We start from the raw sequence: 22,632 nt of genomic DNA, 5'->3' as shown, positions 1-22,632 counted from the left end.
ACTCCACGGCAGATCCCCGACATCGCGGAATTCACCGGGAAAAGGGCAGATCCGGTGGTCATCGCCGTCATGGATCCGGTCGGCTCGCCGCCGTGGCGCGGCGGGAGGCGGGAGAGCCCGGCAATTCCGCCCGTATACCGATCGGGATGAGCACGGCCTCTCGCCGCCCGGGGAACCTGTCGGCTCACGCGTTCCGCGCACTCGGTCGCGCCCTGTCCGATCCGGGCCGAGGACGCCCCGACCCGCCGCGTGCTCCTGCCCGGAGGAGTGGCCGAAACACCCCGCTCCCGGCCGCTTTCCTCCCACACGCCGACCCCGACCGCAGCCGACGACCCGCCGTCCCTCCCTCCAGCGCCCAGAAGGACGCCCCTGGCAGGGGACATCGCGGCCTTCGCCGACCTTCCCCCCAACGGATGACAAACACCCGGCACATTCGGCAAGGACGACAACCCGGCCGAATTCGCATCCCGTTCGCCGCCGCCACGTCACAGATCAATGCAGCGAAACCGCACCAAAACGACTTTGCACAGCCATTGCACAGGGGGTAGACGCCGCCCCGGCGCCCTGCTTTCATTCTTGCCGTCCACTTTTCCAACGTTGGAAAGATGGTGGGGCCCACACTCCGCCGTTGGACGCCGAGTTCTCCCACGGAGAGGTGTATCCGCAGTGAGACCAGGCAGATTCCGCCCACCGAACCGACGCCGACTCATCGCCCTCGTGCCGTTGCTGCTGGGCGCGGCACTGCTCGCCCCGACCAGCGCCGGCGCCGCGGGCCCGGCCCCCGCCGCCGGGACCGCGGCACCCGCCGCCGACACCCCGCAGGGCCTGCGCGCGGACTACTACCTCAGCTCCGACGCCACGTCCCTGGACTTCGCGCAGTACAGCAGCACCGGGGTCGAGAACTCCCTCAACGTCCCCGACCTGCTCCCCACGCTGCGCGACTACGCGGGCTCCACCCTCAACGTCGCCGCGCACTGGACCGGTCAGCTCGACGTCCCCGCCGGCGGCACGTACACGTTCTACATCAAGGGCGACAACGGCTTCCGCATGTCGCTCGACGGGTCGAGCGTGATCGACCACTGGACGACCGACTGGGACGTCCAGACGCAGTCCGAGCCGATCACGTTGACCGCCGGCCTCCACACCCTGGCGTTCGACTACAACCAGGGCAACGGCGGCGCGTACATCACCACCGAGTGGTCGGGCCCCGGGATCGCCCGGCAGGCGATCCCCGACTCCGCGCTGCACCTGCCGGCCGGCTTCACCGCGCCCACCGTCGACGCCGCGGTCACGTCCTCGGGCACGACCGCGACCGTGCAGTTGCCCGGAGCGGTCACCTCGCTGCCGTCCGACATCGGCAAGCACCTCGCGGTCATCGCCGGCACCAGCCGCTGGACGCCTGACATCGATGTCAACCCGGCCGACCCGACGCAACTGCTGCTGACCGCGGGGAAGTCCGACATCCCCGCCGCGCTGAAGTCGAAGGTGCGGATCAGCTACGACGGGCAGGGCGGCCTGGCCACCGCCGCGGGCCCCGTCCCGCTGTTCTCCGGCCTGGCGACCAACGACTCCACCTGGTACTTCGCCACCAAGTGGGCCAAGGAGGTCAGCCCGAAGAACGCGCTCCCGGACTACCCCCGGCCCCAGTTGACGCGTGACAAGTGGCAGAACCTCAACGGGACCTGGCAGTTCGAGGGCACCACCGAGGACGCCGCGCTGCCGAAGGGCAGGCTCAGCGGGTCGATCCTGGTGCCGTACCCGATGGAGGCGCCGCTGTCGGGCGTCGCCGAGCACCACGACTGGTCCCTGTACCAGCGCACCTTCAGCGTTCCGCAGAACTGGCGGGTCGGCTCGGGCAACCGGCTGAACCTCAACTTCGGCGCGGTGGACTACGAAGCCTGGGTCTACGTCAACGGCCGGCAGGTCGCCCACCACGTCGGCGGCTACGAGGCGTTCACCGCCGACGTCACCGACGCGCTGGTCGGGCGCGGTGCGCAGACCGTCACCCTGAAGGTCAAGGACACCATCGACCCGAACACCCCCACCGGCAAGCAGTCGAGCGACCCCAGCGGCATCTGGTACACGCCGTCCTCCGGGATCTGGCAGACGGTGTGGATGGAGCCGGTGGCCAAGGCGAGCATCGACTCGCTGGTCCTGACGCCGAACCTGTCGAACGACACGCTGTCCGTGACCGTGCGCCCGTCCGCCGGCACCCCCGCCTGGGCCCTGGTCAACGCCACCGCGTACGCGGGCGGCAAGCCGGTGGGCACGGTCATCGGCACCGTGGGCGGGAAGCTGACGCTGCACGTGCCCCATCCGGAGCTGTGGAGCCCCGACCACCCGTACCTGTACGACCTCAAGGTCTCCCTCACCGACGGCCTGTCGTACGACTCGGTGGGCTCGTACTTCGGCATGCGGTCGGTGTCCGTCGCCAAGGTCGGCGGGGTGAACAAGGTCGAGCTGAACGGCAAGCCGACCTACCTGCTGGCCAACCTGGACCAGGGCTTCTGGCCCGACGGCATCTACACCGCGCCGACCGACGCGGCCCTGAAGTCCGACCTGGAGCTGGACAAGCAGCTCGGCTTCAACACGGTGCGCAAGCACATCAAGGTCGAGCCCGCGCGCTGGTACTACTGGGCCGACAAGCTCGGCCTGATGGTCTGGCAGGACATCCCGAGCCGCAACGTCGGGCCCGGCGCGAGCGAGGCCAGCGACGAGGCGTTCAGCGACCAGGCCCACGAGATCGTGGACCAGCACCTCAACGACCCGTCCGTCATCGTGTGGACCATGATGAACGAGGGGTGGGGCGAGCAGTCCAAGGAGGCCACCGGCGCACTGGCCGACTCGATCAAGCAGCAGGACCCGAGCCGGCTGGTCGACGCCGCGTCCGGTGTCAACTGCTGTGCCTCGCAGGGCGACTCGGGCCGGGGCGACCTGATCGACTACCACGTCTACCACGGTCCGGCGTTCCCGTCGCCGGACGCCACCCGGGCGGCCGTGGACGGCGAGCACGGCGGGTACTCGCTGAACATCCCCGGCCACATCCTGGGCGTCTCCGGCGGCCAGAACTACGGGGGTGACGCCTCGACCGTCGAGGAACTGACCCAGGACTACGTCGACAACACCGGTCAGTTGCTGTCCGCCGCCGCCGGGAACCTGTCCGGTTCGGTGTACACGCAGCTCAGCGACGTCGAGGGCGAGCTGAACGGGCTGATCACCTACGACCGGGCGGTCCTCAAGGTCGAACCCGGGCCGGTGCGGGACATCAACCGCAGGCTCATCGCGGCCGGGGCCGCGGCGGGCACATCCTGACCCCTCCGACCGGTCGACACGGCGACGTCCCACCGGGACGGTGCCCGAAGGCCCGGCGGCACCCCGAGTGCCGCCGGGCCCCGCGCGTTCCCGAGCACCGGCCGGTCCGCCGGAGGAACGGCGACCCTAGAGGTCGACGACGACCTTGCCGCGTACGTGCCGGCCGGCCTGGAGCTCGACCGCGCGACGGATCTGCTCCACCGGGAAGCTCGCCGCGACCGGTACCCGCACGTCGCCGGCCGCGACCAGGCGGGCGAGCTCTTCCAGGGCGCCGGGGGCCGCGTTCGCGCCGTTGGCCGCGGACACGCCCTCGACCTGCGCGGCGATGGTGCAGATCCGGCCGTCCGGGACGCCGAGTTCTCTTGCGGCCCGCACCGTCTCCGTGCCGTGCAGGTCGAGGGCGGCGGTGACACCGCCGGGGGCGAGCGCCCGGACCCGGTCGACCAGCCCCTCGCCGTAGGCGACCGGTTCGGCGCCGAGATCCCGCAGGAAGCCGGACGACGACGCCGACCCCGTCCCGATCACGCGCGCTCCCGCGATCCGGGCCAACTGGACGGCGAACACCCCGACCCCGCCTCCCGCACCGCCGATCAGCACGGTGTCGTGCGGACCGGGGCGGATCAGGGCGAGGGCGGCGGACGCCGTGCGGCCGGCGATCGCCAGGGTCGCGGCCGTGCGGTCGTCGACGGCGTCGGGGGTGCGATATGCCTCGTTCGCCGCGATCCCCCCGGCCGACTCGACCACCACGAAGTCGGCGACCGCGCGGGACAGGGCGCTGCCGAACACCCGGTCGCCGGCGGCGAACCCGGTCACCCCGTCGCCGACCTGGTCGACCACTCCCGCGTAGTCGGTCCCGAACCCGGCCGGGAGGCTCAGGCCGAACCGGGCGGCGGCGTCCGCGTCGGCGGTCATGACCCAGTCCATCGGGTTCAGACCGGCCGCCGCGACCCGGACCCGGATCTGCCCCGGGCCCACCGGAGGCACCGGCACCTCGCGCACGTCGAGGACCTCGGGGCCGCCGAACTCGTCGAGCCGGACCGCCCTGCTCCTGCCCGCCGCCGGTCGATCGCGCCGCTCCTGCATGGGCACCTGCCTCCTTGGGGTCGAGCCACCGGGATGGAAACGGACTATGCTCCGTTTCCATGGACGACCGTAACACAAACGGAGCACGATCCGTTTCATCGGAGGCGGCGGCGGAGACCGAGGCGGCGGCGACGCGTGCGCCACGGGCGGACGCCGCCCGTAACCGCGACCAACTGCTCGCGGTGGCGACCCGCGTGTTCCTGTCGGCCGGCACCGAGCCGTCGATGCGGGCGATCGCCCGCGAGGCCGGGGTCGGCATCGCCACGCTCTACCGGCACTTCCCGACCCGCGAGTCGCTGGTCGACGCGGTCTACCGGGACCAGGTGGTGCGGCTGACGTCCGGCGCCCACGCGTTGCTCGGCCGGATGCCGCCGGCTGCGGCGATGCGGCGCTGGATGGACCTGTTCGGCGACTGGATCGCGGCCAAGAACGGCATGCTCGACACGCTGCTCGCGATGATCGAGGCGGGCGAGATCGCCCACGCGCACACCCGGACCGAGCTGCTGACCGCCATCACCACGATCCTCGACGCCGGCCGTGCGGCGGGCGACCTCCGCTCCGACGTCACCGCCGACGACATCGCCGCCGCCCTCGTCGGCACGTTCACCGTGGCCCCCCGGCCCGGCCACGAGGCCAAGGCCGGCCGCCTGCTGGACCTGCTGATGGACGGGCTGCGCCCCGCCCCTGGGCGGCCCTGAGGCCGCGGGGCCGCCTACCGACCGGGGTCTTCGACCGGGACGACGCGGCGGCGGCCGGTGCGCGGAGGGCCGAGCAGCGGGCGGCCGTCACCCCGCTGGGCGAGCCGGCCGTGTCGGAGGAGGTCGCGGCCGCGGCGGTGTGGCTGTGCTCGCCGGACGCCTCCTACGTCACCGGCACCACCCTGTCGGTCGACGGCGGCCGCCGGGCCTGAGCGGGGCCGGCGGCCCGTCCGCCCGGGATGGCGCGGGTGCCCCGACCGGCGCGACACGCCGCGCGGACCGAGACGGCCGCGCCATCCCCCGGCCGTCTCCGGCAACCGCGCGTCCCGGCGAAGGCGACGGGCGACCGGCGACCGGCGACCGAAGGACAGGGCAACCGCCCGATCGCGGGGGATCGGTTCGGTGACGAGGGCGCGGTCACAGCACGCGCAGGGCGCTGCCCGCGTCCCGCTCGCGCCGGGCGAGCGCGTGCAGCACCGCCCGGTCGCCGTGCCGGGTCCGGGCGGCCGCGACCAGCAGGTCCACCGCCACGGCGACCGCCCCTTCGGGCACCTGTGACGGCTCGCCCACGCTGAGCGCGAGGTCGTCCAGGTGCACCGCCAACTCGACGCAGCGGGTCCGCAGGTACTCGTCGAGCAGCATCTCCTCGCCCGGCCGGTGCAGAACCGCCACCCGCCGGTCGGCGCTCTCCGCCCCCAGCCGCCGCGCCAGCCGCTCCCACGCCGCGCGGGCCTGCTCCGCCACGGCGGCCGGGCCGGCCGCCGCGGTCTCCTCGCTGCGGGAGCGCACCCCGACGTTCAGCGCGGAGTCGGGGCGTTCGGTGTCGACGAGGCGCGCGTAGTACCGCACCGCCGACACCGGTTCGGCGGCGGCGCCCGTCGCGCCGTCGAGGAACCACTCCACCTGGAGCACGCTCCGCGCCAGGTGGCCGGCCAGCCCGCCCACCGACATGCCGGGGAGCACGGACCCGGTCCTCCAGCGACGGGCCACCGGCTCGGTGGCCAACAGGCGCACCGCGCTCTCGGCGGCCCGCAGGTACGTGTTCCGGACACCGTCGGTCATGGCGGCATGCTCCCAACATCGGTGCCACGGGGGCCGGTTCGTCCAGCACGTGGACCGCGCCGCCCGGCCCGCCGGCTCTCCCGCGCGCCCTGCTGGCGCCCTGCCCGCGCGTCCTGCTGGTGCCCTGCCCGCGCCCTGCCCGCGGTGTTCCGGCGCCGTGCCCCGTCCGGGCCCGCCCGCCCCGCTCCCCGCCCGTCCCCTTCGCCGGGCCTTCGCTCCGGCTTCGCTCCCCCCGCATTACCTCCGCGGTAATCGACGCTGCGTGACGGCTGCGGCAGGGTGTGCGCTGTCGCCGGAGAACGCGACAACGCACCGACCGCGTGCGCCCGTACGAAGAAGGGACACCATCGCCGTGACCGCACACGAGGACGCCGTCGAACGCTACTTCGCGGCCTGGAACGCCACCGCCCCCGAGGAGTTGGCCAAGGCCGTCGCCGCGGCGTTCACCGAGGACGGCACCTACACCGATCCGCTCGGGGTGGCGACCGGGCACGAGGGCATCGCCGCCGCGATCGCCGGCGCCCACCAGCAGTTCCCGGGCTTCGCCTTCACCCTCACCGGTTCGCCGGACGCGCACCACAACGTGGCCCGCTTCACCTGGGACCTCGTCTCCGGCGCCGACGGTTCCGCGCCGGCGGCCGGATTCGACGTGATCACGCTGGCCGACGACGGCCGCATCAGCTCAGTCAGCGGCTTCCTCGACCGGCTGCCGGGAGCCTGACGGCCCGGTCCGGTCGGCCGACCGCAGGAAGGCGGCCGTGTCCGCGTCGGCGGGCAGGAACGCCTCGACGGCCAGTTCGGAGACGGTCACGTCCATCGGCGTGTTGAACGTGGCGACGGTCGAGACGAAGGACAGCAGCCGCCCGTCCTTCTCGATCCTGAGCGGCAGTGCGAGGGGGTAGGGCACCGTGTCGTGCGGGCCCGCCGCCTGGTCCGCGGGGGTACGGTCCCGGCCGTCCGGGGGCGGATAGGCGGCCATCTCCTCGTACAGGCCGCGCAGCGCTCCGGCGGAGCGCAGCGCGGCCTGCCGTCGTACCCGTTCCAGCAGGTGCGCACGCCACTCCGGGAGGTTGCGGATCCTCGGCGCCAGCCCCCTCGGGTGCAGCGTCAGCAGCATCCCGTTCACCGGCGGCCGCAGCAGGCGGTCGTCCACTCCGTCGAGCAGGGCCCACAGCCCGCTGTTGGCGGCCACGATGTCGTACATCCCGTCCATCACGAGCGCGGGATACGGTTCGTAGGCGGTCAGCAGGACGTCGAGGCCCGTGCGCAGCGGCTCCACCGCGGCGTCGTCCAGTGGGGTGCGCGGGTAGTACGGGGCGAAGCCCGCGGCCACCAGGAGCGCGTTGCGCTCCGGCACCGGCACGTCCAGCCGCTCGGCCAGGCGCAGGACCATGGCACGGCTCGGCGCGGACCGGCCGGTCTCGATGAAGCTGATGTGCCGGGCGGAGGTGTCGGCCTCCAGGGCCAGGGCAAGCTGGGTGAGGTGCCGCCGGGTGCGCCAACCCCGCAGCAGCGCGCCGACGCTCACGTCGTCGCCCGTCCTGGTCACGGCAGTCGCCATGGTGCCGACGGTATCCCACCGCCCGGCCGGGACGTTCCGCCGCACCGCGGCGACCGGTCCGGCCCCGGTGCTACTTCGTCGCGACCCACACCGTCCAGTCGTCGCACTCCCGGACACCGCCGGCGCCGCCGAGCCGCTCCACGACGAAGTCGGCCAGCTCGCCGAGCTGTTCGTCGTCCAGGAGGTGCAGGATCGACCGGCCGGTGCGGGCGAGCAGGTCCTGCCGGACCTCCTCGGCACCGCCGTACACCCGGCGGGTCTCGCGCAGCGTGTGCACCTCGACGGAGTGCAGGCCGGCTCCGGTCATGGCGCGCACGGCGGCGGCCGACGAGGGGCGGCGCGCCCGCTCGGAGTCCAGCAGGAAGGGGAACCGCTCGAAGAAGTAGCCCCGCAGGTGGGACGGCGACCCGGGCCGCGTCACGTCCTCGATGGTGCGGTCCTGCACGATCAGCCGTCCCGAGGGCGCCAGCACGCGGGCCGCCTCCGCGAAGCACGCGTCCAGGTCGTCCAGGTGGTGGATGAGGGCACGGGCGAAGACCACGTCCACGCTCGCGTCGTCCAGGCCGGTGGCGTAGGCGTCGGCCTGGCGGAAGGAGAGGCGGTCCCGGTCGCCGCAGTTCTCGCGCGCGCCGGAGAGCATGGCCGCCGAGAAGTCCAGCCCGACCACCGAGGCGGCGCCCAGGTCCAGCCACGCGGCGCTGTAGATGCCGCCGCCGCAGCCCACGTCCGCGACGCGCAGCCCCTCGCCCCCGCCGAGCGCGCGCATGAGCCGCGCCCAGTCGTCCGCGGCGGTGCGCCGCGCGTACGTCATACGGTTCGACCGGTCATGGAAGTCGATCTCCATCGCGCCCCCTCGCGCCCGCAGGATATGTCGACGTCAAGTATCTTGATGCCAAGCTACCACTTCCGCGGGTCACCGCCAGGGCCGGACCGCTGCGCCGGCGAGCCGGAACCGGCCGGAACGGACGCGAGCCAGGCCGCCGTGTCGTGGGGGTGGACGAAGCGGAGCGTGTCGAGCGGGGCGAAACGGGGATCGCGGGTACGGCTCCCCACCTCGCGGCGGCGGGTCCCGTGGTGGGACCACGCCCACCAGGCCGGGTGCTCCCGGCTCAGCCAGCCCGCCCAGGTCTCCCGGTTCCCGCCGAAGACGACCTCGCGGGTGACGGTGCGCCGCAGGGAACGACGGAGGACGCGCGGCATGACGACGCGCCTGGGGTAGTCCAGCCAGACCACGGTGTCGGCCCGGCCCCACAGCAGATCGCGGACTTCGGGATAGCCGAGGGAGTCCACGACCCAGTGGGGCTCCGCGGCGAGCCGTGCCACGTCCCCGGCCAGGTTGTCGTTGACGGCCCAGCCGGGGCCGGTGAAGTACAGCGCGTCCATCTCGTGGAAGGGCAGGCCCAGTCGGCCGCCCAGGGCGCGGGCGAGCGTGGACTTGCCCGCGCCGGTGCTCCCCACCACCAGGATCCGTTCCACGCGCGCACCCTACCCCGGGCCCGCGGACCGGTCAGTTGGGGGCGGCGGCCATCGGTCGGCGGGTGGCCCCGGACAGGAGGGCCCCGCGCGGCACCCGGGTGCCGGCGGCCAGCGCCCGCCCCACCGGGTAGGCGAGGGCGGCGGCCGGGAGCGCGCCGGGCCGGCCGCTCAGCCGTACCTCGACGGTGCCCGCGGCCCGTTCGGCTCCCCCGTCGGGTGCCGCGGGCAGGTCCAGGCGCCGCAGGGTCTGGCGGGCGACCGCCTCGGCGCTGTCGTACAGCGTGACCCCGGCCGGCAGGCTCTCCAGGATCCGCGGGGCGACGAGCGGGTAGTGGGTGCAGCCCAGCACCACGGCGTCGCAGTCGTCCGGGGTGCGCTCGGCGGCCGCCGTGATCGCGGCGGCCGTGGCGTCGGTGTCGGCGTGGTCGATCGCCTCGGCGAGCCCCGGGCAGGCGACGCGCGCGACCGGAATGCCCTGCGCGAACCCCGCGATCAGGCGTTCCTGGTAGGCGCTCGCCGTGGTGCGCACCGTCGCCCACACCGCGACGCTCCGGCCGCCCGCGGCGGCCGGCTTCACCGCCGGGACGGTGCCCACCACCGGCAGATCGGGCTCGAACTCGCCGCGCAGCAGGTCGATCGCGGTGACGGTCGCCGTGTTGCAGGGCACCACGAGCGCCCGGGCGCCCCGCGCGACCGCGGTGCGGGCGGCGGTCAGCAGGCGGTCGGTGACGTAGGACGCCGTCCGCGACCCCCACGGCGCGCCCTCGGGGTCCATGAGCAGCAGCAGATCGCACTGCGGAGCGAGGTGCCGGAGCCAGCCCGCGGTGGGCACGAGCCCCAGCCCTGAGTCGATCAACGCCACGGTCACGGCGACGAAGCTACCAAACGCCCGGACACCGCCGGAGCACGACGCGGACCGTGTCGCCCCGTCACCTCCGCCCGGCCCTCACCTCCGCCCGGCCCGCCCGGCCCGCGCCGCTCCCTCCGCCCCGGACGCCCACCCGCCGCCCGCCCACGCCCCCGCGGGCACGCGGCGGAAGGTGGGCGGGCCACCTTCTGGGGGCCCACATCCGGGATCCCGCCGACCTGGTCCGTGCAGTTCGGCGCGGTCAGTCTTGCCAGCGGCATAGTGAGGGGAGCCGCCGTGAGCATCCGGACCGAGGAGAACACCGCCGCGTACGCACCGCCGGGCCCGGGCCGGTCACCCGGGTCGGCCGCCCCTCCGCGCGACGCGCCCGAGCAGGCCGTACGGGGGCTGTCCGACGCGCTGTTCGGCTCCTTCCCACGGCGGGACCAGCGCCGCAAGGGGGAGCTGTACCTGCGCGGCCTACTGCTGGCGGAGGGGCGCAAGACGATCCGGAACATCGGCGCCCACGTCGGCGGGGCGGGCATGGAGCAGAGCTTGCACCACTTCATCAGCAGTTCCACCTGGGACTGGATGCCGGTACGGCGCGCGCTGGCCGGCTACGTGCGGACGGTCAGTTCCCCGCACCTGTGGGTGGTCCAGCCGATGCCGATCCCGAAGGCCGGCGACCGGTCGGTGGGCGTCCACGAGGACGTGGACCCGGGCACCGAGAAGGCGTTCCACGGCCAGCGGGCGTTCGGACTGTGGCACGTGTCCGACGCCCTGGACGTCCCGGTCCACTGGCGGCTCTACCTGCCCGAGCCGTGGTTACGGGACCCCGCCCGGCGGTGCCGGGCCGAGATTCCGGACGAGGCCCCGGAGGAGACCTGGGAGCAGTGCGCCGCCGCGACGGTCCTGCGGCCCATGGCCGACTGGCGGCTGGCGCCGCGTCCGGTCGTGCTGAACGCGCCCGTGGACCGGATCGCGGACACGCTCGGCCGGTTCACCGCGGCGGGCGTCCCGGTCGTGGCCCGGGTGAGCGGCACCGCACCGCTGACGGTCCGCGACCCCGCGCTCGCCCGGCACGCCGGCCGGACGTACGGCGCGCAGCAGATCCTCGCCCTGGCCAAGGGGCTGCGCCGCCGTGTCGACCGTCCGGGTCCGGCCGGCTCCCCCGGCATCCACGGCACGTCGTGGGCGGTCGGGGTACGGGTCGGCACGGCGGGCCGGTTCGCCGGCCCCGGGCAGACGGGGCCCGGTGACGGGACCGGCTCCGCCGGCGCGTGCGGGAGCGGGATACCCGGCGGGAACGGCGGCAACCTGCTGCTGCTCGGAGAGTTGGAGGAACCGCGACTGCAACCGACGCGGTGCTGGATCACCAACATGGAGGCGTTCCCGGTCCGTTCGCTCCTGCGCGTCACCGACCTCGCCGGGCGGGTGGGGCGGGCGCTGGACGGGACCGGGGAGGGCGTCGGTCTCAAGGACTTCGACGGGCGCTCCTTCCGCGGCTGGCACCGGCACGTCACGCTGGCGTCCGCCGCCCACGCCGCCACCTCCCTGGCCGGCACCGTCGTGCCCTGGGGGTGACCGGCGGCGCGCACGGACCGCTCCCACGGGGGCGGTCCACCCCGGCCGGCAGCCCCGCGCCCCGCGACAAGCCACGGGCCACAGGCCACAGGCCACGGATCATGCGCCACGGGTCACGGACGCATCGCCTCCTTGACCCGCCGCAGCCGTAACGCCAGTTGGATCTCCAGGGCGCCGGCGGGCTCGTGCCAGGTCGGGCCCAGGAGTTCGGTGATCCGGGCCAGGCGGCGCATGACGGTGTTGGTGTGGACGTGCAGTAGCTGGGCGGCCCGGGTCGGGCTGCCGGCGGCGGCGAAGTACGCCTCCAGGGTGCCGACCAGGTCGGTGGATCGGCGGGTGTCGTAGTCGAGCAGCGGGCCGAGGGCCGAGGTGACGAACCCGTCGACGTCGCTGTCGTCCGACAGCAGCAGCCCCAGGAAGCCCAGGTCCCTGGCCGCCGCCGCGCGGCCCGCGCAGCCGAGGGCGGTCAGGGTGTCCAGACACCGCCGCGCCTCCTCGTAGGTCTCCCGGACCGAGGACAGGTCCCGTGTCGGCCCGGCCGCCCCCGCGGTGACGGGGTGCCCGAGGACGCCGGACAGTTCCGCCGAGGCGGACCGCGCGACCGCCGAGGGGTCCGCGCCGGGCAGCAGCAGCACCAGGCACTCACGGCGCACCGTCCGTATCCCGCCGTGTCGGTGGGCGTACGAGGCGGCCCAGCTGCTGGCCTCGCCCAGGTTGCCGCACTCGGGGTGGAGCACCAGGACGACGCGCTCGTCCTCGGGGTCGATCCGCAGCCGCCGGGCGCGTTCGGCCAGCCGGCGGGTGGAGCGCGCGGCGGGCGAGAGCAGGTCGTCGAGGTACTCGTCCCGCACCGGTCCGGCCGAGGACGCGGCGTACTGCCGCTGGAGGGTGAGGGCGACGGCCTGTCCGGCGGTCCGCAGCAGCCGCCCCGCCTCGGGCGTCGGCGGGTGGGCGGTCTCGAAGAGGAGGACGGCGGGGTCCGAGGCGCCCGATCCCAGCCGCGTGGCCCACACGGTGTCGGTGACGGCCACGGGCCCGTCGCCGGCGTGCGTGTCCACGAACGCCTTGATCGTCACCGCCTCTTCGAGGTCCGGGAGCGGGCCGGTGGCCGCCGAGGTGCGGCCGTGGGTGTCGCGTACGCACAGGGTGCCCCCCAGCGCGTCCGCGGCCGTGTGCAGGACGTCGCCGAGCCCGCAGCCGTCGAGCACCATGTCCATCAGCCGGGTCTGCACGTCGCAGACGTCGTTCAGGCGCGTCCACCCGGCCCGCGCGCGGGCCGCGTCGAGCTCCGCCTCCGCCACCCGCGCGTCGGACCGCTCCTGCCGCCGTACCGCCGCGATGGCCGAGGCGGACAGGTTGGCCAGGTCCCGCATCAGGCTGACCTCGTCGGCGGTGAAGTGGCGCACGCTCCGGGCGGCGCCGTACAGCGCCCCGATGGGCTCGTCGCCGTGGTGCATGGGGACGACGAGGATGGCGTGGAGCCCTTCCAGGCGCACCACCTCGTCGATGTTCCGCGCGTGCGGGAAGCGGTCGTCGGCCAGGTAGTCCGGGGACCAGAAGGGGGCCCTGTGCTGCTGGGCCAGCTGGCCCAGGCCCTTGCCCCGGCCCAGTGCGAGCCCGACGCTGAGCGCCGTCGTCTCGCCGTGGGTGTGCCGCACGTACGAACTGCCGTCCTCCTGCTGGAAGGTGGCGTACGTCATGTCCAGGTGCAGCAGCAGCCGCGCGTGGCGGGTGACGGCGCTCAGCACGTCGGCGCCGCTGCCGGCCATCTCCTGGGCGGCGGTGACCAGGGCCGCCGTCGCGGCCTGCCGCTCGCGCTGCCGCTCCAGCGAGGCGCGGACGTCCAGCGCCAGCCGGACGGCCTGCCGCAGCCCGCCCTGCTGACGCTCCGTCAGCCGACGCCGCTTCGCCTCCCTGAGCAGGTCCTCGAAGTGCCAGGGCGGCGCTTCCTGGGCCAGGAGCCGAAGAACGGTCAGCGCGGGCGAGTCCGCGTCCTCGTCGTGCGTGGTGCGATCCGGATCCACCCAGCGCCCCTCGTCCCAGGACCCCGTCGAACTGCTCAGTGTACCGTGCAGACACTGAGGTAACAGGTCATTCCGGCCCACCCGTGGGCATACACCCACCGGGCCGCCCGGACCGGTGCCCGGGCCACCTCCCCGGCGGGCGATCGGTGTGGTGCGACCACCTTCCGGCAGGCGACGGCACTGATCACCATGGCGTCGACGGGGACGACGGTGGTGCGGACGGCTCTCGGGATAGGACACGGATGCTGGAGCTGAGGAGCTTCACGCGGTCGCTGGAGCGCAGCCGGCGGGCGCTGAACCGGACGGACAGACCGGCGACGTTCGCGCTGGCGGGGCGGGAGTGGGACCTGCTCGGCGGGGTGTTCTCCCCGGCGGACTCGGCGACGACCCGGGTGGCGGCGGAGGTCCTGGGGCTCGCCGGCGGCACGCAGCCGGACTTCTGGCGCCAGGGGTCGTTCCTGGAGATCGGGTGCGGGACCGGGGTCATCGCGGTCTCGGCCGCGTTGGCGGGCTGCCCGCGGGTGGTCGCCACCGACGTGAACCCGGCCGCCGTGCGCAACGCGGAGGCCAACGTCGCGCGGCACGGCGTGGCGGACCGGGTGCGGGTCGTCCACAGCGACCTGTTCGCAGCGCTGGACCCGGCCGAGCGCTTCGACACCGTGTACTGGCACTCCAACTTCGTCCTCGCGCCGGACGACTACCCGTACGCGACCGACCACGAGCGCGCGTACGTGGACCCGGGCTACCGGGCACACCGGCGGTACCTGACGGGTGCGCCGGAACTGCTGACCGAGGGCGGCTCGGCGCTGCTCCAGTTCAGCGACCGCGGCGACCTGGCCCTGCTGCACGACATCGCCGCGGAGTGCGGCCGGGAGTTGCGGGTGTTCGACCGCCGCGAATTCCTGGAGGGCGGGGAGCGGATCGCGCACCTCCTGCTCGGGATCACCGCCGCCGGCCGGCCGGGCGCCGCCGCCGGCTGACGCGGGCTCGGCGCCGGCCGGCACGGGAGCACCGTCGGACGACGCGGGCTCGGCGCCGGCCGACGGCGCCGGGGCCTCCCCGTCCCACCGCTCCCGACCGGCCCCGTATTCCACCGACTTGACATAGTTTCCGCGTACCTCTGTTCAGCCGTCGCGGCCCTCAGCAGAATCCTGCCCGTGGTGCGGACCGGAAGGGCCTGGACGGGCTCTGCCGCCGCCATCGCAGGACGTCGGGCGTCGGGCGGAACCCGGCACCAGAGTCGCACGTCGCAGGCCGCCGAGGCGGATTCCAGCCGTCCCGGGGGGACCCGGCTGCCCGCCGCACACACCCCGCCGTCATCCCTGCTCCGCCCTGATCACCGGGCAACGCGGTGCCGCTGACGGCCGCGTGCGCATCGGGCCGGGCCCGGCGGCCGTTCACAGTGAAGGAGGAGTGATCCGATTGTCCGCTTCCGATGCGTGGGACATCAACGAACTTCGCTCGGCGCTCGACCGGGACGGGTACTTCGTCATCGAGGACGTGGGGTCGCGCGAGGACGCCGAGGGGCTGCTGGGGCGGCTGGGCCGCATCCTGCCGCAGTACGACGGCCGCACCTCGCACGAGATCGAGGCCACCCCCGGATTCGAGGGCCTGCTGCACTCGAAGTCCTCCAGGGAGATCTACGTCCACACCGAGGCGCCGGGCTGGGACCCGGTCCCGCAGTACCTGGCCTTGTACTGCCACGCGCAGGCCCGCTGCGGCGGCGGCCACACGACGATCTGCGACGGCCGCAAGTTCCTCGCCGACCTCGGCGACCGCGAGCGGGCCCTGATGTTCGACGTGGAGCTCGAGTTCCCCGGCGCCTACGGGAAGCAGGGGAAGGACGGCGAGGCGGAGTGGACGGTCCGCACGCCCATGGTCTCGCGGGACGCCTCCGGCAGCGAGGTGATCCGGTTCAGCTACACCCACCTCACGTTCGGGGACTACACGCCCGACCTGGGCCGGGAGGTCTCCGTCGACCGACTGCCGCTGGGCCGGGAGGGCATCGACCTCGCCGCGCACGGCACGAGGTTCTTCACGGACAACCACCTGCCGGTGCTCATTCCCGACCACGCGCTGCTGATCTGGGACAACCGCCGGATGTTCCACGGCCGCAGCGCGTACACCGACCGGCGCCGGCACCTGACCCGCTTCTTCGTCGGCGCCCAGGAGGGCGCGGACCGCACCGGCCGGTAGCAGCGACAGAGAGGACGCATTCCCCGTGATCACCGACCCCCGGGAAGACGGCACCGCGACCTTCGGCACCGTGCTCTTCGACGCCGTGGACAACCCGGTCATCCAGCGGCTGGCGCTGAACTGGCAGAAGCGGGCGACGGTCAAGCGCGACGATCCCGACCTGCTCGGCCTGTTCGATCCGGCTCTTCCGGACTACCCGGACACGATCGTGCCGTTCGCGGACCACCCCGTCTACCGCGCGCTGTCGCCCGACCGCCAGGGGGAGATCCTGACCTGGGCGATGATCGCGCTGAACCGGAACACGATGTTCTCCGAACAGCGCGTCGTGAACCCCGCCTTCAGCCTGATCCTCCAGGGCGAGTTCCCCGGTCTGTGGGGCGAGGCGCTGGAGATCTCGCTGATGGAGTCGATGGTGGACGAGCAGTACCACACGCTCATGCACCACATCGCGAGCGGGATCACCCGCAAGCGGCGCGGCCGGCCGTACAAGGACTCCGACCTGCCGCTGCCGTACTACTCGCGGGTTCACATGCGGCTCAGCGCCGACGCCCCGGAGCGCTGGCAGCGCAGCCTGCTCACGCTGTCCTTCGCCACCATCACGGAGCTGTGCATCGGCGGCTACCTGGAACTGATCGCCAAGGCACCGGGCATCCAGCCGATGAACCTCGCCCTGGCCCGTCTGCACCGGCACGACGAGGTCTGTCACGGGTCCATCAACGGCGAGCTGGTCAAGGTGCTCTACCCGCAACTCAACAAGGAGCAGCAGCGCTTCCTGCTGCGGGCGCTGTGCGACGCGCTCGACGCCTACGCGGCGAACGACTACGGCACGTGGCAGACGGTGGTGGACCTGGTCGGCGTCGAGGGCGGCGAGGAGATGCTCAAGGACGTCCAGGGCGCGGGCCGCAAGGCGCTGTTGCGCGACTACAGCGGCCTGTACCGGGTGTTCGAGGATCTGGAGGTGCTGGACCGGATCGAGTTCGACTGGTCGAACGTCAGGGTGTCCGGCGAGGTCCCGTACCAGTGAACCGAGGACCGCGGCCGCGTCGGGATCCCGCCCCAGCCGCACTGCGGACCCGCCCCGACACTGCCGCGGGTCCGCCCCGACTCCGCAACGCCTCCGAAAGGGAGAACATGGACGAGGTCATGCCGGCCGCCGGCCTGGACCGCATCGCGCCGGACGTCGCGGAGTCCATCGCGACCAGGGCCCTCACGGACGCGGGGGTGCCGCCGGCCGACAGCGCCGCCGTGGCGGACGCGCTGGTGCACACGTCGCTGCGCGGCATCAGCACCCACGGGCTGCGCCTGCTCCCGCAGTACCTGGACGACATCGCCCACGGCATCGCCAACCCGCGACCGCTGCGCACCGTGGTCCGGGAGACCGGGCCCACCGCGGTGGTGGACGCCGACGCGGCCCTCGGGATCGTGGCCGGCCTCGGGGGGACGCGGGAGGCGGTGCGGCGGGCGGCCCGGTTCGGCGTGTCCGTCGTCGTGGTCCGCAACTCCAACCACTTCGGCGCGGCCTCCGTCTACAGCCGGGCCATGGCGCGGGAGGGGATGGTCGGCTGGGTGATGACCTCCTGCTCGCCGCGGGTGGCGCCGTTCAACGGCAGCCGGGCGCACCTGGGCACCAACCCGATCAGCGTGGCCGCGGGTGGCGGGGACCACGAGTTCGTCCTCGACATGGCGACCAGCCAGGTCTGCCTGGGCGAGATCCGCGAGCGCGGACGCCAGGGCGTGCCGCTGGAGGAGGGCTGGGCGAAGGACGCCGCGGGGCGGCCCACGGTGGACGCCGCGCAGGTCTCCACGCTCACCCCCCTGGGCGCCGGACACAAGGGCCAGGCCCTGGGGATGGTGGTCACGCTGATGACGGCGGTGCTCGCCGACTCCCCGCTGGACTGGGAGCTGGAGCACATCGAGAGCGCCCCGCACGGCAGAGGCCGCGAGGTGGCGCACTTCCTGATGTGCCTGGACCCGGCGGTCTTCGGCGGGCGGGAGGCGTTCGACGCGCGCATGCGCACATTCGTGGACGACACCCGCAGCAGTCCCGCCTCGGGCGCCGATCCGGTGCGCGTCCCGGGCGACCCCGAACGGATCAGGGCGGCCCGCAACGCCGCCCACGGCATCCCGCTGGACCCCCGCACAGGCCGGGAACTGCGCCGCTTGGCGGCCGGCTACGGCATGGACGACCTGCTGACCACCACCGGCATCGGCTGACGCCGTCGAGGAGGACCCGTGGTAACCCTCTCCCGCTCCAAGTCCATCTGGATGAACGGCGAGTTCGTCCCCTGGGACGACGCCCGGATCCACTTCCTGACGCCGTCCCTGCACTACGGCTGGGCCGTCTACGAGGGCATGCGCGCCCATCCGACGGCCGAGGGCACGTCGGTGTTCCGGATCGACGACCACGTCGCCAGGCTGCGCAACTCGGCCCGGGTGTACATGATGGACATCCCCTACTCCGACGAGGAGATCGCCGAGGCGATCGTCTCCCTGGTCGCGGAGAACGGCGCGCGGCCGTGCTACATCCGGCCGAACGTCTACCTCGGCTACGGGAGCATGGGCGTGGCGCTGGACCTGTCCGCGGTCCAGGTGGCCATCGCGACCTGGCCCTGGACGGACTACGTGGACCGGCAGGCGCTGGCGCGCGGCTGCCGGGTGGTGACCAGCGGCTGGCGCCGCAACCACCAGGACGCCATCCCGCCGCAGGCCAAGGCGAGCGGTGCCTACATCAACTCCTGCATGGCCAAGATCGGTGCGCAGCGGGCCGGTTACGACGACGCGCTGCTGCTGACCGACACCGGGCACATCGCCGAGTGCTCGGCGGCGAACTTCTTCCTGGTCAGGGACGGTGTCCTGCACACTCCCCCGGTCAGCGAGGGCATCCTGCCGGGGATCACCCGCGCCACGGCCATGGCGCTGGCCGCCGACGCGGGCGTGGAGGTGGTCGAACGCCGGATCGCGCGGGCCGAGGCGTACACCGCCGACGAGATCTTCCTGACCGGCACGGCCATCGGCATCGTGCCGGTGGCCTCCGTCGACGACCGGCCGACGGCGTCGGCGGGCTGCGGGCCGGTCACCAAGACGGTCGTCGAGGCGTACGCGGACGCCACCTCGGGGCGGCTGGACGGCCACGCCGACTGGTGCACGCCGGTCTGACCGGTGCCGGGAGCGGGAGCGGCACCGGGAACAGCACCGGGAGCGGCGCTTCCCGCACAGCGGGTGCCGGGAGCGGACGAAGGACCCATCACACGGGAGGCAGGCCGTGAGCCGATCACCGATCGACCGTCTCGAACCGACGGGCGCGTTCACCGCCGGTCCGTCCGCGCGCGGGAGCGTGGCGGTCGTCGACGCCCCGGACGGCGGCTACGTCGACAGCGCCGACCTGGAACAGCGCGAGGCGGGCAGCGGGATCGACGTCCGGTTGCGCGTGCTGTCCCAGAGCGAGGTGCCCGACCTGGCGCGCCACGCCCCGGAGTGCATCATCCTCTGGCACCGGATCTCCCTGACCGCCGAGTTCTTCGCACTCAACTCCTCCTGCCGTGCGGTGGTCTGCGCGAGCGTGGGCCACGAGCACGTGGACACCGAGGCCGCCCGGGCGAGCGGGGTGGCCGTCTACCACGTGCCCGACTACGGCGTGGACGAGGTCGCGGACCACACGCTGGCCCTGGCGCTGACCTGTGTGCGCCGGGTCCGGGAGCTCGACGCGCACGTGCGCGGCGGCGGCTGGGAGTGGCGGCGGGCGGAAGGGATACGGCGGCTGCGGGGCTCCACCTGGGGTGTGGTGGGCTGCGGGCGCATCGGGCAGGCGGTGGCCCGCCGCGCCGGGTCGTTCGGGATGCGCGTCGCGTTCTACGACCCCTACGTGCATCCCGGAACGGAGAAGGCGCACGGCTGGTCGCGGCTGTGGAGCCTGCACGACCTGCTGGCGGCCAGCGCGGTCGTGAGCGTGCACGTGCCCCTCACCCCGGAGACCGCGCACCTGCTGGACCGGGCCGCCCTGGAGACGCTGGCCGCGGGGGCGGTCCTGGTCAACACCTCGCGGGGCGCGGTGGTGGACGAGGAGGCACTGCGCGGGGTCCTGGACGAGGGCCGGCCCGGGGCGGTCGCGCTCGACGTCGCCGAGCACGAACCCGGGGTCGCCGCCTGGCTGCGCGAGCACCCGCGGGTGCTCCTCACCCCGCACTCCGCCTTCTACTCCGTGGAGTCGATGGCCGAACTGCGGTGCCGGTCCGCCCGCGCGGCCGCACAGGTGCTGCGCGGCGAACCCGTGACCGCGGCGGTCCGCGTCGTGTGAGCCGGGCGGGGCGCGCCCCCGCCCGCCGCCCTGTCCCCGCCCCGGCCGGCCCCTGTCCCGGCCCCGGAAGCACCGGTCCCGATCCGTCCAGAGAAGAGTCCCCGTGCCCCTCACCGACAAGGAAGCCGCGGCCCGCCCGGCGGGTTGGGAGGACTGGACGTGGCAGCAGCGCCACGCCGTCCGGACCGCCGGCGCGCTCAAGGAGTACTTCCCGCAGTGCCCGCCCGGCGTGCTCCGGGACATCGACGCGCACGCCTCGACCCGCCGGTTCCAGGTGACGCCCTACTACCTCAGCCTGATCCGCACCGACGGCGACCGGCGCCGCCCCCGCGACGACGACCCGCTGTGGCGCCAGGTGTGCCCTTCGGCCACCGGCCCTACCACGGCCACCGCCACCGCCACCGCCACCGACCCCTACGGCTACGACGGGGAGAGCGAGAACTGGGAACTGGACGGGGAGATGGTGACCCCGATCGCCCAGCACAAGTACGACAACAGGATCATCGTCCGGTACTCCAATGTCTGCCACGCCTACTGCCAGTTCTGCTACGAGGCACTGCGCACCCTCGAACGGAACTCGGCGAAGCCGTCCTTCGAGCGGCGGCACTGGCGGCAGACCCTGGACTACCTCGCCGACCACGCCGAGGTCGAGGAGGTGATCCTGAGCGGGGGCGAGCCGTTCCTGCACAGCGACGACCAGCTCGCCGGGGTGCTGGCGGACCTGCGCGAGGTCCGCCCCGAACTGGTCATCCGCGTCCACACCCGCAGCCTCACCTTCAACCCGTTCCGGATCACCGAGCGACTGGCCGGGACACTGCGGGCCCACCGGGTGCAGGCCCTGGGCCTGCACGTCACGCACCCCCACGAGATCACACCGGAGTTCGTCGGCGCCCTGCGCCGGCTCCAGGGCGCGGTCCCGCTCGTGTTCTCCAACGTGCCGCTGCTGCGCGGCGTCAACGCGTGCCCCGAGACGCTGCGCGAGCTGTCCATGGCCCTGTACCGGCTGGGCGTGCACGCCGGCTACCTCTACCACTTCATGCCCCACAGCCCCATGGCGGAGCTGTTCTGGGTTCCCGTGGACGAGGGCCGCAGCCTGGTCCGGTCCCTGAAACGGCGCGTGTCCAACCCGGCCGTCCCCGAGTACGTCCTGCCGCACCCGACCGGCAAGTACACCGTGCCACTGCTCGACGCGGACGAACACCCCCGGCACGAGGCGGACCCCGACGGCACCAGGGTGCTCGGCTTCGTCAACTGGCGGGGCGAACGCGTCACCTACCCCGACCCCGAGCCGGGTCCCGCCCCGAGGCCCGGCCCCGGACCGGAGTCCCCGGCCATGCCCGCACGCCCCACCGACCCACCACAGCAGGAGCCGACACATGTGCGAAACCGGCCGTAGCGCCGTCAGCGGACAGCGGATCCCGTCGATGCGGCCGCCGCTGCGCGCCGCCTCGCAGACCGAGCCGCACACGGTCGAGCACTGGCTCGCCCGCTGCCTGGACGGCCCGCCCGACCCGCACGGCCGCGGCGAGGACAGCACCGCCCTGCTGCGCGTCACGCGCGACCGGATCGGCGCCGCGGCGGCGGACCAGGACCCCGGGGCGCTGCTGGACGTGCACCGCTCGCTGTACGCGGTGTACGAGACCCTGCTCGGGCACCCGCTCGCCCCCGCGGCCCGACACGAGCGCAGCGCGTGGTTCAACGTGTTCCGGGCCCAGTGCGAGGACGCCCTCCTGGCGGCGGACCTCGCCGCGGTGGCCGACGGCCTTCCGTCCGCCGCCGAGGCCCGCGCCGCGCACTACCTGCGGCAGTGGTTCCTCACCGCCTCCCGGCAGCGCAGCCCTCTGGACCGGGCGGTGGAAGGGCACCTGGAGCACACGGCGTCCGCGGCGCAGATGACCCGGTTCCTCCAGGCCGACGGCTACCTCAACTACCGGTTCTTCGACGCCCTGGTGCTGGCCCAGACCCACTTCATGGAGAGCGTCAAGCAGGAGATCGGCCACCACTTGTGGGACGAGTGCGGCGCCGGTGACGGGCCGGCCGCCCACACCGTCCAGTTCTCCGGTGCGCTGCGCCGGCTCGGCGTGGCCCTGCCGCACCTGCCCCCGTGGGAGGACTGGCGGCCCTACGCCGGGTTCAACCTCTACTTCACGCTCGGCACCAACCGCCGCCACCACTTCAAGGCGCTGGGCAGCCTGGCCATGCCCGAGCTGTTCGACGTGGACCGCGACGACATCGTCGTCCGGGGCCTGCGACGGCTGGGGTTCGACCCCGACGACGGGTTCCAGTTCTTCGTCAACCACGTCGCCGGCGACGCCGAGCACGGGCCCGAGTGGCTGGACCACGTCGTCACCCCGATCGTCCGGCACGACCCGGCCGCCGGCATGGAGCTGGCCCAGGGCGCGGCGCTGCGGATGCTCGCCATGCGCCGGTACAACGAGTTCCTCGCCGACCTGCTGGAGGTCGAGCACCTCCCGGCCGTCACCGGGGGGCCCTGA

20 protein-coding genes are annotated in these 22,632 nt (G+C 73.8%); 13 read left to right on the top strand and 7 right to left on the bottom strand.

All coding sequences use genetic code 11. The features are described 5' to 3' along the window. The first annotated feature begins 717 nt into the window (after positions 1-717). Complete coding sequence (locus tag RVR_RS34110; protein WP_237405139.1) at positions 718-3,312, top strand: PA14 domain-containing protein; 2,595 nt, start codon at positions 718-720, stop codon at positions 3,310-3,312. Between the two features lie 126 nt (positions 3,313-3,438). Here RVR_RS34110 and RVR_RS34105 read toward each other — a convergent pair whose 3' ends face one another. Beyond that, positions 3,439-4,395, bottom strand: a complete 957-nt coding sequence (locus RVR_RS34105; RefSeq protein ID WP_202237782.1) for an NADP-dependent oxidoreductase — start codon at positions 4,393-4,395, stop codon at positions 3,439-3,441. A gap of 59 nt (positions 4,396-4,454) precedes the next feature. Here RVR_RS34105 and RVR_RS38205 point away from each other — a divergent pair, with 59 nt between their 5' ends. Then, positions 4,455-5,093, top strand: coding sequence for a TetR/AcrR family transcriptional regulator (locus RVR_RS38205; protein ID WP_237405138.1), 639 nt, complete (start codon positions 4,455-4,457; stop codon positions 5,091-5,093). Beyond that, on the top strand, positions 5,090-5,305 hold the full coding sequence (locus tag RVR_RS39250; RefSeq protein WP_430393258.1) for an SDR family oxidoreductase: 216 nt from the start codon (positions 5,090-5,092) through the stop codon (positions 5,303-5,305). The genes RVR_RS38205 and RVR_RS39250 overlap by 4 nt, the downstream gene beginning before the upstream one ends. Positions 5,306-5,510: 205 nt before the next feature. Here RVR_RS39250 and RVR_RS34095 read toward each other — a convergent pair whose 3' ends face one another. After that, positions 5,511-6,155 (bottom strand): maleylpyruvate isomerase N-terminal domain-containing protein, encoded by a 645-nt coding sequence (locus tag RVR_RS34095; RefSeq protein ID WP_202237781.1) that lies wholly within the window; start codon positions 6,153-6,155, stop codon positions 5,511-5,513. A 352-nt stretch (positions 6,156-6,507) separates the two neighbouring features. Between RVR_RS34095 and RVR_RS34090 the strand changes: the two genes are divergently transcribed. Continuing rightward, positions 6,508-6,876, top strand: coding sequence for a nuclear transport factor 2 family protein (locus RVR_RS34090; protein ID WP_202237780.1), 369 nt, complete (start codon positions 6,508-6,510; stop codon positions 6,874-6,876). Here the strand turns inward: RVR_RS34090 and RVR_RS34085 are convergent. From RVR_RS34085 to RVR_RS34070, 4 genes are all read right to left on the bottom strand, one after another. Beyond that, a complete protein-coding gene (locus RVR_RS34085) occupies positions 6,838-7,716 on the bottom strand; it encodes a helix-turn-helix domain-containing protein (RefSeq protein ID WP_202237779.1) in 879 nt (292 codons plus the stop codon). The two genes, RVR_RS34090 and RVR_RS34085, sit on opposite strands and share 39 nt — an antisense overlap. Positions 7,717-7,786: 70 nt before the next feature. Next, positions 7,787-8,560 (bottom strand): class I SAM-dependent methyltransferase, encoded by a 774-nt coding sequence (locus RVR_RS34080; protein ID WP_202237778.1) that lies wholly within the window; start codon positions 8,558-8,560, stop codon positions 7,787-7,789. Between the two features lie 53 nt (positions 8,561-8,613). After that, the gene (locus tag RVR_RS34075) at positions 8,614-9,192 is read right to left on the bottom strand and encodes a P-loop NTPase family protein (RefSeq protein ID WP_237405137.1); all 579 of its coding nucleotides are present in this window, start codon (positions 9,190-9,192) and stop codon (positions 8,614-8,616) included. A 31-nt stretch (positions 9,193-9,223) separates the two neighbouring features. Then, on the bottom strand, positions 9,224-10,060 hold the full coding sequence (locus RVR_RS34070; protein ID WP_202237777.1) for a glutamate racemase: 837 nt from the start codon (positions 10,058-10,060) through the stop codon (positions 9,224-9,226). A gap of 282 nt (positions 10,061-10,342) precedes the next feature. On the opposite strand from RVR_RS34070, the gene RVR_RS34065 reads away from it, so the two are divergent. Next, positions 10,343-11,623: an IS701 family transposase gene (locus RVR_RS34065; protein ID WP_430393257.1), complete on the top strand. Its 1,281-nt coding sequence runs from the start codon at positions 10,343-10,345 to the stop codon at positions 11,621-11,623. 113 nt (positions 11,624-11,736) lie between these two features. Here the strand turns inward: RVR_RS34065 and RVR_RS34060 are convergent, their stop codons facing one another. Continuing rightward, entirely contained in the window at positions 11,737-13,647 is a 1,911-nt protein-coding gene (locus RVR_RS34060) for a helix-turn-helix domain-containing protein (protein WP_202237776.1), read from the bottom strand. 242 nt (positions 13,648-13,889) lie between these two features. Here RVR_RS34060 and RVR_RS34055 point away from each other — a divergent pair, with 242 nt between their 5' ends. The 8 genes from RVR_RS34055 (at position 13,890) to RVR_RS34020 (ending at position 22,632) form a co-directional block, all read left to right on the top strand. Continuing rightward, complete coding sequence (locus RVR_RS34055; RefSeq protein ID WP_202237775.1) at positions 13,890-14,627, top strand: methyltransferase domain-containing protein; 738 nt, start codon at positions 13,890-13,892, stop codon at positions 14,625-14,627. Positions 14,628-15,069: 442 nt separating this feature from the next. Then, complete coding sequence (locus RVR_RS34050) at positions 15,070-15,843, top strand: TauD/TfdA family dioxygenase (protein ID WP_202237774.1); 774 nt, start codon at positions 15,070-15,072, stop codon at positions 15,841-15,843. A gap of 25 nt (positions 15,844-15,868) precedes the next feature. Next, the gene (locus tag RVR_RS34045) at positions 15,869-16,867 is read left to right on the top strand and encodes a diiron oxygenase (RefSeq protein WP_202237773.1); all 999 of its coding nucleotides are present in this window, start codon (positions 15,869-15,871) and stop codon (positions 16,865-16,867) included. A gap of 107 nt (positions 16,868-16,974) precedes the next feature. Beyond that, a complete protein-coding gene (locus tag RVR_RS34040; protein ID WP_202237772.1) occupies positions 16,975-18,057 on the top strand; it encodes an Ldh family oxidoreductase in 1,083 nt (360 codons plus the stop codon). Between the two features lie 18 nt (positions 18,058-18,075). Then, the gene (locus RVR_RS34035; RefSeq protein WP_237405135.1) at positions 18,076-18,999 is read left to right on the top strand and encodes a branched-chain amino acid transaminase; all 924 of its coding nucleotides are present in this window, start codon (positions 18,076-18,078) and stop codon (positions 18,997-18,999) included. A 106-nt stretch (positions 19,000-19,105) separates the two neighbouring features. Continuing rightward, positions 19,106-20,137, top strand: coding sequence for a C-terminal binding protein (locus tag RVR_RS34030; protein ID WP_202237771.1), 1,032 nt, complete (start codon positions 19,106-19,108; stop codon positions 20,135-20,137). Positions 20,138-20,240: 103 nt separating this feature from the next. Then, positions 20,241-21,533, top strand: a complete 1,293-nt coding sequence (locus RVR_RS34025; protein WP_202237770.1) for a KamA family radical SAM protein — start codon at positions 20,241-20,243, stop codon at positions 21,531-21,533. Then, positions 21,514-22,632 carry an iron-containing redox enzyme family protein gene (locus RVR_RS34020; protein ID WP_202237769.1) on the top strand — a complete coding sequence of 373 codons (1,119 nt, stop codon included), beginning with the start codon at positions 21,514-21,516 and terminating at the stop codon, positions 22,630-22,632. The genes RVR_RS34025 and RVR_RS34020 overlap by 20 nt, the downstream gene beginning before the upstream one ends.

The sequence above is a fragment of the Streptomyces sp. SN-593 genome (genome assembly GCF_016756395.1).
Classification (GTDB): Bacteria; Actinomycetota; Actinomycetes; order Streptomycetales; family Streptomycetaceae; genus Actinacidiphila; species Actinacidiphila reveromycinica.
This window is presented reverse-complemented; position numbering and strand designations above follow the sequence as displayed.